Origin of the sequence: Pseudorhodobacter sp. (assembly GCF_030452865.1) — a bacterium.
Lineage (GTDB): Bacteria > Pseudomonadota > Alphaproteobacteria > Rhodobacterales > Rhodobacteraceae > Pseudorhodobacter.
Window position 1 is genome coordinate 1 of record NZ_JAKDLJ010000095.1, and the last position, 10,237, is coordinate 10,237.

A 10,237-nucleotide genomic window follows, 5' to 3' on the forward strand; every position below is an offset into this window, starting at 1 on the left:
GGTGCCATCGGGGCCAGCGGAATTTTAGCCTTGGCCATTGGGCTTGGCACCTGGGCCAAGGCGGCTGGATGTGGGACGGCACGGATGAGGCGCAATCCATCAACGCAATCCAAACTTCCATCGACGAAGGCATCAGCCTGATCGACACCGCGCCCGCTTACGAGCAAGGCGTGGCCGAAGAGATCGTTGGCAAGGCGATCAAGGGCCGACGTGACACGGTGGTTCTGGCGACTAAATGTGGCCTTGTCAGGCGCACCCAAAAGGGCAATCATTTTTTCGATATTGATGGAAAACCGCTGCATCGCTACTTGGGCCGTGATGCCATCATCTATGAGGTTGAGCAAAGCCTGAAGTGGTTGGGTACGGACTACATCGACCATTAAATCACCCATTGGCAAGACCCGACCACCCCTATTGATGAGGCGATGGAGGCATTGGAGGCGCTGAAAACCGCTGGCAAGATCCGCGCCATCGGGGCCAGTAACACCAGTGTTGACGATATCAAAGCCTATGTCGCAGCGGGGCACTTGGACGCCATTCAAGAAGAATACGCATGGTGAAACGCGATATCGAGCAGACGCTGCTGCCCGTCGCAATGGCGCATGGCGTGTCTGGGTCGGGTGCTTGGCTGGGTCAACTGATATTCGCGTCGATGCGCCGCGCCGTGTGCGCTGCAAAGATGATGAGCGGGATTATATCCTCAGCTTTCTGCGCATGGTTTTTCCGCACACCCCGGGCAGCGCAGACCAAATCATGTTCAGCTATAGCGGCATACGCCTTCTGCCCCGCAGCGATCAGGATTTCACCGGCCGGATTTCGCGCGGCCACAGTATCAAGCGGATCAATGGACCAGTGCCACAATTCTGCATGGTGGGCGGAAAGTGGACGACGTTCCGCGCCTTTGCGGAACAGGTGGCTGACAAAGTGCTGGGGGAACTCAGCAAAGACCGATTGACCGATACGCAAGACATGGCCATCGGTGGCGGGAAAGGTTTTCGCGTCAATGAAGTCGTAGCCGAGGGGCGACAAGCGCATTTGCAGGCGAACTACGGCAGCCGCGCGGATGAGGTGTGGCACTATTGCGCGGCGCTTGTTGGCGATGCGCCGCTGCTGCCGGACAATTGCTATTCCACAGGCGAAATTGGCTTTCTGGCGGAACATGAACACGCCCTTACGCTTTCCGACATCGTTCTGCGCCGTACCAGCCTGGCGATCACCGGCCAGATATCAGCGGATTTGATCGACGCAATTGCAGCGGTCATGGCCAAAACGAAGGGCTGGTCTGAAGTGCAGCAAAACAGCCAGCGGGAGGCGCTTTGCGCTGAATTGGCCGAATTTCACGGCGTCTCAGCGGAGATGCTCCAATCCAGAAATACGAAAGGATAAACAGATGAGACCGAACCTTAAGGCGCGGATGACCCGCTTGTTCAGCAATGGTGGCTATCAAGTCGATGGTGACGCCGATAAAATCGTGACGCTGACCCGGCTTGCCTCTGAAATGGGGGCGGATATCATCAAAGCCGATCCGACCACCAACGCCGAAGATTTTCACCGAGTGGTGGAGGCTGCGCGCGTACCGGTTCTGGTGCGGGGTGGCGGCAAGGAAGACCAGAAAGTGGTTCTGGCAAAATCCGCCGCAATCATCGCGCAAGGTGCCAAGGGCATGGCTTACGGTCGCAACATCTATCAGCATGACAACCCAAGCGCAGGTATAGCCGCATTGATGGCGATCATCCACAATGGCGCGGGTGGCGACGAAGCATGGGACATCTATAATCGTGGCTGAGTTGGAAAAATATCTGATGGGTCTGGACGCCGGCAACACTGTCATCAAGACGGTGTTGTTCGACCTGAAAGGCAACCAAGTCGCCATTTCGGCGTTGGATGGGTCCTCCAGATCCCCAGCTCCGGGCCATGTGGAACGTGATTTGAATGAGCTGTGGACCAATGCCCAATCTGCCATTCGCGATTGCATCACCAAGGCCGGGATTGCTCCCGATCAGATTATCGGTCTGGGCTGCGCGGGCCACCGTAACGGCCTTTACCTGCTGGACACGGCCGGAGAGCCGTTGTTGGGAATTCAGTCGCTCGATACCCGTGCGGCAGGTTTGGCCGCTGAATTGGCCGAAAGAAATAGGGATGCGCTGCATGGGATTTGCCTGCAAAAGCCCTGGCCCTTGCAAACCCCTACACTTTTGGTGTGGGTCAAACGGAACCGGCCTGAAACCTATGCCAAGGCCGCGACCGCGTTTCTGCGCAAGGATTTTATTACATACCGGCTAACCGGCGAGTTGGTCAGCGACCTTTCAGACATGAGCGGTTGTGGTTTCACACGCATGCCGGACTGTCTCTATGACGCTGAATTACTTGGGCTTTATCGGCTTTTCGATGCCGCCGACATACTGCCCAAACTGTGAGACCCTGCCGAAACTGTCGGCCATATGACCGAAGCCGCAGCCAAGGCCACCGGATTGCACGCAGGCACACCCGTGATTGCAGGGTATTTCGACGTAGTATCCAGCGCGATGGGATCAGGTGTGGTGTCAGCCGACGAAGCATCCATCATCGTCGGAACATGGAGCATCAATCAGGTATTCTCGAACCGACCAGTATCGGACGCGGCAGTGTTTATGGTGGCGGGGTTCGGCAAAGACAGGTTCGTAAACATCGAGTCCAGCGCCACATCGGCGGCCAACCTCGAATGGTATGTGCGCAACTTCGTTGAACGCGGTGCGCCTCATGACGATCCGTTTGGCCATTGCAACGCGGCGCTGGCTTCGGTTGCGCCGCGCCTTGACGACCCGTTTTTCCATCCGTTTCTCTACGGCTCCCGGTTAAGTTCGGATCATCGCGCCGGGTTTTTCGACCCGACGGGGTGGCACGGCGAAGACCATATGCTGCGGGCGCTGTTTGAAGGTGTGATGTTTGAACACAAACGCCATATTTTGGTGCTGCAACGGGCGGGGGTGGATTTTGACCGTGCGGTCCTATCAGGCGGCGGCGCATGTAGCCCGCATTGGCCGCAGATGTTCGCGGATTGTCTGGGCGTGCCGATCACCGTGGCGCAAGCGCAAGAAACCGGTGCGCTTGGTGCTGCCATTGGTGCAGGCGTCGGCATTGGCGCGTTTTCGTCCTATGAAGAAGCTATCGTTGTGATGACACGGGCACGACAGGAATATATGTCAAACCCGGAACGCGCGGATTTTTATGCAAAGCGCTATGCGGCATGGCGTCACTTGAGCACACGTCTCGAAGGTTTCGGAAAGGATTTGCAAGTTGAAAGCTGAAACCCTCGACGGGCGCTATGATTATATCATCATCGGCGCCGGAACGGCGGGCTGTGTGCTGGCAAACCGACTGTCAGCAAACCCTGTGAACAAGGTTTTGTTGTTGGAAGCGGGGGGTAAGGACAATTACCATTGGGTAAAGATTCCGGTTGGCTATCTTTACTGCATCGGCAACCCGCGCACGGACTGGATGATGAAAACCGCGCCGGAACCGGGCCTGAATGGGCGCTCTCTGGTCTATCCGCGCGGCAAGATCCTCGGCGGCTGCTCCTCGGTCAACGGGATGATCTATATGCGCGGTCAGGCCGCCGATTACGATCATTGGCGGCAGTTGGGTAATACTGGCTGGGGCTGGGGTGATGTGCTGCCCTATTTCCTGAAATCCGAAGATCATCACAACCCGCAAACGCCGATGCATCGCAGTGGCGGCGAGTGGAAGGTTTCGAAGCAACGGTTGCAATGGGACATATTGCGAGCGGTGCAGGAAGGCGCGAAGGAATTCGGTATCGCGCCCCGCGCTGATTTCAACGACGGCGATAATGAAGGGTCGGGATTTTTCGAGGTCAACCAAAAGAATGGTGCGCGCTGGAGCACCGCGCGCGGCTTCTTGCGCCCAGCCCTCAAACGCCCCAACCTGCGGGTTTTGACGCATGCCCATACCCACAGCCTTATTCTGGAGGGTAAAAAGGTCACGGGCGTTTCCTTTGGCCATGGAGGCAAACAGATGCAGGCGTTTTGCGAGGCGGAGGTCTTGCTTTGCGCGGGCGCTATCAACTCTCCAAAAATTCTGGAACATTCGGGTATAGGCCGGCCAGATGTGATTTCCGGTCTTGGCCTGACGCCACGGCACGAAAGCCCCGGCGTGGGCGAGAACCTGCAAGATCACCTGCAAATCCGGACGGTATTCAAGGTGAGCAATACCAAAACGCTGAATACCATGGCCAATTCGTTTATCGGCAAGGCGCGCATGGGGTTGGAATATTTGCTGCGCCAAAGCGGGCCGTTGTCGATGGCGCCAAGCCAATTCGGCATGTTCACCAAATCCGACCCAAGGCTCGCGACCCCTGATCTGGAATATCATGTTCAGCCCTTGTCGACCGACCGGCTTGGTGACGACCTGCACCCGTTTCCAGCGATCACGGTGTCGGTCTGCAATCTGCGGCCTGACAGCACTGGCAGTTGTCACGCCGTATCAGCCGACAGTGCAATACAGCCCGATATCCGATTGAATTATCTGTCCACTGAAAATGACAGACAAGTAGCCGTCGCCTCGATCAAGCAAGCTCGGCGGTTGATGACGGCAGAAGCCCTGCGCGTCCATACACCGGAAGAAATTTTGCCGGGCCCAATACACCAAAGTGACGCCGCACTGTTGGAGCAGGCGGGTAACATTGCGACCACGATCTTTCACCCGGTCGGAACCTGCAAAATGGGGACCGATCCGTTGGCGGTGGTTGACCCAACTCTGCGGGTCCATGGCCTGCAAGGCCTGAGGGTTATAGATGCGTCAATCATGCCAAAAATTCTGTCAGGCAACACCGCGTCCCCCGTTGTGATGATTGCAGAAAAAGCGGCAGATCTGATATTAGCGCCGCGCTGATGCGACTACCAGTGCAGGATTGTCCGGTTCTAACAAGTCACCGGTCATTGATTTGACGGGCTTTAGCGGCCGAATTTTTTCGCAGTGGCGCGCAAGGTTCTGGATAATCTCTTTGAAAACTCTGCAAATCCGGTGTTACCAATGAAGCATCGCTCGCGCCTGCCCGAAGGGGATGATCTCATCCGCCCGCGAATGGTTGGACTTTTCATACTTGTGTTCCGGTATCTTACCTCAATTACGCAGCCTTTCGTTCAAAGCCCAGGGGGCGTTTGTCAATTGGTGATGAGCGGCGGCGGCGCGAGTTATAGAATCCTTTGATATACTGGAATATCGCACCTTCTGTCTCGCGGCGATTTTCAGTTTCTGGGCGTGTGTGCTGCCGCCCTTGCCCGGTTGACCGGGAACGGTTTGCCTTCAAGCCACGAGAGGGCGCAGGTTCAGTTCCGGCGCAGATTAAATGCAGTAAACCCGCTTGTGGTTCCAGAGGTGGCCCTTCAAGTTTCGCAAATGCAGGAAACGCAAACCAAACCCCCAGGTGTTGCGGGCATCGGTCAGCCCAATCAGAAGGTCGGCTATTTCCTCGCTCTCGTCCTTAAGCAGATCCGCCTGCATGCTGAGGTCCGCATACATCCGCTTCAGCCGACGGTTCTCGTTCGGCGCTGCACTCGGGCCAATGGCGTTTGCGCCTTACTCCATACCAACAGATCTGCGAAATCTGGACAACTCAACCGGAAAGATTCAGACTGATCCAACCCATGAAATGCAGGGACTAGCCAGCTCGGGCAAATCCCGTTTGAAAGCGTGCGCCGCGCACCCTATACCAAAGGCAAGCCATTGAAAGGCACAGGTCATGCCCAACCCAACCGCCGCTATGCTCGTGATCGGGGATGAAATCCTCTCTGGTCGGACCCGCGACACCAACACGCATTTTCTGGCGGGCGAATTGACCCGTCACGGCATTGCCTTGGCCGAAGCGCGGGTTGTGCCGGATGACCATGCGGTGATTGTCGCGGCGGTCAATGCGCTTCGTGCCAGCCATGACACGGTTTTCACCTCAGGCGGGATTGGCCCCACCCATGATGATATCACCGCAGATGCGATTGCCGCCGCTTTCGGTGTCCGCATCAGCAAGCGCGCCGATGCGATGGCGCTGCTAGATGCGCATTACCAACGCTCCGGAATGGAATTCAATGATGCGCGCCAGCGCATGGCGCGCATCCCCGACGGCGCGGCATTGATCGATAACCCGATTTCCATTGCGCCGGGATTCACGCTTGGCAATGTGCATGTGATGGCCGGGGTGCCGACGATCTTTCAGGCGATGGTCGCCTCGGTTCTGCCGACCCTGACCGGTGGTGCGCCGCTGCTGAGCCAAACCCTGCGCGTCGATCGCGGCGAAGGAGAGGTTGCCGGACCCTTCGGCGTACTTGCGGCGGAGTTTCCGGACCTGTCGATGGGCTCCTACCCGTTCACGCAAAACGGTGCATTTGGCACCAACCTTGTGATCCGGGGCACGGATCCGTCCCGGCTTCACGCAGCGATGACCCGTCTCGCGTCGCTGTTTCCGGCATGACACCGGCCGGGCTATATGCGGCTTTGGAGGCCACTTGGCCTGCCGCATCCTGCCACCGGACCGGGCCTTGGATGATCCGCGAAGGAAAAGGCGGCGGTCAGCGGGTGTCGGCGGCGACGGCGGAAACTGCGGTTCAGGGCTGTGATGTCGCGCTGGCGGAACAAGCCATGACAGCTTTGGGACAAACGCCGCTTTTCATGATCCGTGAGCACGACACAGGGCTGGATGCCTTGTTGGCAGCGCGTGGATATATGCGCCATGATCCGGTCGTGATATATGCCGTGCCGGTATCACATCTTGCCGCCATTCCACCCGCGCCGATGACCAGTTTCGCGATGTGGCCAGCGTTGGAAATAGCAACCCAGCTTTGGGCGGATGCCGGGATCGGGGCAGGGCGCCTGGCGGTGATGAAAAGGGCAATGGCACCGAAAACCGCTATTCTTGGCCGGATGAACGACCGTGCTGCTGGCGCAGCCTTTGTCGCCTGCTGTCACGATATCGCGATGCTGCACGCGCTGGAGGTTTCGCCCGGATTGCGCAGACAGGGCGCTGCCAACCACATCATGCGGATGGCTGCGGCCTGGGCACAAGATAACGGTGCGTCACAACTTTGCCTTGCGGTAACTGAGGCGAATGGCCCAGCCCGCGCGCTCTATTCTTCCCTTGGAATGGAAGTTGTGGGAACATATCACTACCGGAAGAAATAACCCGCCAAAGGGGGGCCGGAGCAGTGACGCCATTTCCGTTCGCAGCACTTGCAGCGCCAAGAACAACAACGCTCGCCTTATGCGGTGTGTTGCTGTGTGGTGTGATCTGTCCCGTCCCGGCTACTGGTTTTTCATTGGAGTTTCCCGGCCCCGCAACGCCAACCTCCCCCACCACGACAACGCGAACGGGATATGAATTGCCAACGGCGGCTTGGGCGACGTCAGGTCTGCCGAGCCGATTGATCGAAGGCGCTGTTGAACGGACTGCCTGGAAAATTGATGCGCCGGGAGTAGCCAGCCTTGATCTGTTGGAGCCTTTGCGCAATCAGCTGCTGGCAGCCGGTTTCAAGGTGGTTTTTGAATGTGAAACAGAGGCCTGCGGCGGCTTCGATTTCCGTTTCGCCGTGGATGTGCTGCCGGAGCCGCAGATGCATGTCGACCTTGGTGATTTCCGGTTTTTGTCGATGCAACGCGCAGCACCTGCCGGGATGGAGGCGGTTGGGCTGATGGTGAGCAGATCCGACACCAGAGGTTTCGTTCAAATGACGCGGGTGATGGAGGATGCGACTGTCTCGCCTGCGCTGATGGCGGCGAACGATTCCGACGCGGGTTTTACCGCTTTGTCTGGTGGGTCCGTCGCGCTTCGCGCCAGCGTTCAACCGCCGCTGCCTGCAATGGCGACGGACGGGATGGAAAAGCTGCTGACCGGGGGCGCGGTTGTGTTGGCGGGGTTGGATTTCGGCACCGGAGCGGTCGATCTGACCGAAGGTCGCTATGGCTCCCTTGCGGCGTTGGCAGATTGGTTGGGTCGCAATCCCGATAAGACCGTGGTCTTGGTCGGGCATACCGATGCCTCGGGCGGATTGGATGCGAATATAGCGGTGTCCAAACGGCGCGCGGCATCGGTTCGCGCCCGGTTGATCGGTGTCTACGGTATTCCCCCGAACCAGGTGGAGGCGCAAGGTGTAGGCTATCTGTCGCCCGTAGCGTCGAACCTGACCGAGGAAGGTCGCCAGAAAAACCGAAGGGTCGAGGCTGTTTTGACCTCGACCCAATAGCAATTCCAATATGCTGGCGGCTCAGATCACCAGGAATCCGGGCCTTTATCAACATAACGCCGCGCCAGAAAGTCGATGAAGGCACGAACCTTAGGTTGTGTGAACCGGCCCGGTGGATAAACCGCATAGACGCCAAGGGTCTCAACCGGAAGGCCGGGAATTGCCTCTTCCACTTGCCCTTGCTTCAGGGCTTCGGCAAACAGGAAGGAAGGCAAATACGCGATGCCAAGGCCTGATACTGCGGCATTCAGCAAGGATTGCCCGTCATTCACCGTCAACCAACCCGCTGTTCGCACTTGCCGCTTTTCCCCGGAGGGCGCGCAAATTTTCCACACATTGCCATTGGCCTGATTGGAATAATGCAGCAGCTTATGGTCATTCAGGTCGTCGATCTTCATCGGTCGCCCGTATTTCTGGAAGTAGCTTGGCGATGCAATCATCCGCTTGCTGGTTTCGGTCAGTTTGCGGGCGCGCAGGCTGCTGTCTTCCAGATCACCAATGCGAATCGCCATATCGAAACCTTCGGAAATCAACTCCACATAGCGGTTGTTCAACACCATGTTGACGGTGATATCGGGGTATTCCAGCAGAAAATCCCCAAGGATCGGCGACAGAAGGTTCACGCCAAAATCGGTCGCGACACTGATCCGCAGCAGGCCAGAAGGCGCGGACTGCATCGAGGTCACAAGCGCATCCGCTTCCCCCGCATCGTTCAGCACCCGGCGGGCACGGTCATAATAGGCAAGGCCGATTTCGGTCGGACTGACGCGGCGGGTCGTGCGATTCAATAATCGCGCACCCAACCGTGCCTCCAAAGCGGAGACGTGTTTGGAGACGGCGGATTTGGATATCCCCATCTTCTTTGCCGCATCGGTAAAGCCCCCTTGATCCACCACAGTGGCGAAGGCTTCCATTTCGGTTAGTCGGTCCATTGTTTTCCCCATGCGGTAAGTGCAGGTCTGTTTCCCCTTATTGGCCATCAATTCGGGCAAGATAGGGGCGCTGGCGCGGCCAGTCCGGGGTAATTGCGAGGATCGTTAATGGCGGGGAAACAACAGCGGCTCGGCAATTAGGCACCGATTCTGCCACATCCGCTCGGCGGAGAAATGTCGCAAAATTTCCGTAGGCGGAAAGATGTTCCAATATTTCCCGCTATGGGCGAGAAGATGTCGACTCAAATGCAGTCACCGCTTCCATGCTGGAACTATTTTCCGCCACGCTCTAACTCTGTTCTCAAGCGACGGCATGGTGCCGACGCCCCAATGCAAAAGGAAAACGAAATGACCCGTATTTTGACCGCTCTTGGCCTCGTTGCCGGTCTCGCCGCTGTTCCCGCCCTTGCACAGGATGCGCCAGCCGTGGCCGATACCGATGGCAACGGCACCTGGTCGATGGAGGAGTTGAAGGTGACCTACCCCAACCTGACCGAAGAAACCTTCGCCGCGATGGACACGAATGCGGATGGTCAGATTGATCAGGCCGAATATGACGCGGCAATGGGCGCGGACCTGTTGAAGCAGTAAGCAGATGCCTCGGCGGCCGGGGGCGCTCCCACCTCCGGTCGCCATCTCCTGCTGTCAGAAATGCGCAGCCAGTTTGGCACCCTGTTCGATTGCACGCTTGGCATCCAGTTCCGCCGCGACATCGGCGCCACCGATGATATGACAGGTGATCCCGGCGGCACCAAGTGCGTCGGCCAGAGAACGATTGGGCAATTGACCGGCACAGAGCACGACGGTATCCACCGCCAAGAGTTCCCGACCGTCCTTGCTGGCGATTTGCAATCCTTCCGGAACAATCGCCTCATATGAAACGCCGCCTCGCATTTCCACGTCTTTCATTTGTAATGCTGCGCGGTGAATCCAACCCGTGGTCTTGCCCAAGCGTCTACCCAGTTTTTCCGCCTTGCGCTGCAACAGGAACACCTCACGCGCCGGGGCTTCTGGCTGTGGGCCTTGTGGGGCCAGCCCGCCGGCTTCCTCCGCCGGATCGCCTACGCCCCATTCACGTTT

Annotated in this window: 11 protein-coding genes and 3 pseudogenes; 10 read left to right on the forward strand and 4 right to left on the reverse strand. The window is 57.9% G+C overall.

What is annotated here, in order from left to right; translation table 11 throughout:
- Window positions 1-68 precede the first annotated feature (68 nt).
- The 6 genes and pseudogenes from L0H65_RS07755 to L0H65_RS07780 all read left to right on the forward strand — a co-directional run bounded on the left by L0H65_RS07755 (window position 69) and on the right by L0H65_RS07780 (window position 4,887).
- Window positions 69-560 (forward strand): annotated as a pseudogene (locus L0H65_RS07755) (aldo/keto reductase).
- A gap of 64 nt (window positions 561-624) precedes the next feature.
- Window positions 625-1,386, forward strand: coding sequence for a glycerol-3-phosphate dehydrogenase C-terminal domain-containing protein (locus tag L0H65_RS07760; protein WP_301458288.1), 762 nt, complete (start codon window positions 625-627; stop codon window positions 1,384-1,386).
- A 4-nt stretch (window positions 1,387-1,390) separates the two neighbouring features.
- Complete coding sequence (locus L0H65_RS07765; protein WP_301458290.1) at window positions 1,391-1,786, forward strand: class I fructose-bisphosphate aldolase; 396 nt, start codon at window positions 1,391-1,393, stop codon at window positions 1,784-1,786.
- A complete protein-coding gene (locus L0H65_RS07770; protein WP_301458291.1) occupies window positions 1,779-2,417 on the forward strand; it encodes an FGGY family carbohydrate kinase in 639 nt (212 codons plus the stop codon). Before L0H65_RS07765 ends, L0H65_RS07770 begins: the two co-directional genes overlap by 8 nt.
- A 24-nt stretch (window positions 2,418-2,441) precedes the next feature.
- On the forward strand, window positions 2,442-3,287 hold the full coding sequence (locus L0H65_RS07775; RefSeq protein ID WP_301458292.1) for an FGGY-family carbohydrate kinase: 846 nt from the start codon (window positions 2,442-2,444) through the stop codon (window positions 3,285-3,287).
- Window positions 3,277-4,887 carry a GMC family oxidoreductase gene (locus tag L0H65_RS07780; RefSeq protein WP_301458293.1) on the forward strand — a complete coding sequence of 537 codons (1,611 nt, stop codon included), beginning with the start codon at window positions 3,277-3,279 and terminating at the stop codon, window positions 4,885-4,887. The genes L0H65_RS07775 and L0H65_RS07780 overlap by 11 nt, the downstream gene beginning before the upstream one ends.
- A 235-nt stretch (window positions 4,888-5,122) precedes the next feature.
- Here L0H65_RS07780 and L0H65_RS07785 read toward each other — a convergent pair.
- Window positions 5,123-5,245 (reverse strand): annotated as a pseudogene (locus tag L0H65_RS07785) (IS3 family transposase); the annotation flags it as partial.
- Between the two features lie 98 nt (window positions 5,246-5,343).
- Window positions 5,344-5,538 (reverse strand): annotated as a pseudogene (locus tag L0H65_RS07790) (IS3 family transposase); the annotation flags it as partial.
- A gap of 199 nt (window positions 5,539-5,737) precedes the next feature.
- Between L0H65_RS07790 and L0H65_RS07795 the strand changes: the two are divergent.
- The 3 genes from L0H65_RS07795 (at window position 5,738) to L0H65_RS07805 (ending at window position 8,225) form a co-directional block, all read left to right on the forward strand.
- Window positions 5,738-6,460: a molybdopterin-binding protein gene (locus L0H65_RS07795; RefSeq protein WP_301458294.1), complete on the forward strand. Its 723-nt coding sequence runs from the start codon at window positions 5,738-5,740 to the stop codon at window positions 6,458-6,460.
- Window positions 6,457-7,167 (forward strand): GNAT family N-acetyltransferase, encoded by a 711-nt coding sequence (locus L0H65_RS07800; protein WP_301458295.1) that lies wholly within the window; start codon window positions 6,457-6,459, stop codon window positions 7,165-7,167. The genes L0H65_RS07795 and L0H65_RS07800 overlap by 4 nt, the downstream gene beginning before the upstream one ends.
- A gap of 134 nt (window positions 7,168-7,301) precedes the next feature.
- Window positions 7,302-8,225 carry an OmpA family protein gene (locus tag L0H65_RS07805; RefSeq protein WP_301458296.1) on the forward strand — a complete coding sequence of 308 codons (924 nt, stop codon included), beginning with the start codon at window positions 7,302-7,304 and terminating at the stop codon, window positions 8,223-8,225.
- 26 nt (window positions 8,226-8,251) lie between these two features.
- Here L0H65_RS07805 and L0H65_RS07810 read toward each other — a convergent pair whose 3' ends face one another.
- Window positions 8,252-9,157 (reverse strand): LysR family transcriptional regulator, encoded by a 906-nt coding sequence (locus L0H65_RS07810; protein ID WP_301458297.1) that lies wholly within the window; start codon window positions 9,155-9,157, stop codon window positions 8,252-8,254.
- Window positions 9,158-9,505: 348 nt separating this feature from the next.
- On the opposite strand from L0H65_RS07810, the gene L0H65_RS07815 reads away from it, so the two are divergent.
- Complete coding sequence (locus L0H65_RS07815) at window positions 9,506-9,748, forward strand: EF-hand domain-containing protein (protein WP_301458298.1); 243 nt, start codon at window positions 9,506-9,508, stop codon at window positions 9,746-9,748.
- A gap of 54 nt (window positions 9,749-9,802) precedes the next feature.
- Here L0H65_RS07815 and L0H65_RS07820 read toward each other — a convergent pair.
- A partial coding sequence (locus L0H65_RS07820) for an FAD-dependent oxidoreductase (protein WP_301458299.1) occupies window positions 9,803-10,237 on the reverse strand: 435 nt, incomplete at its 5' end.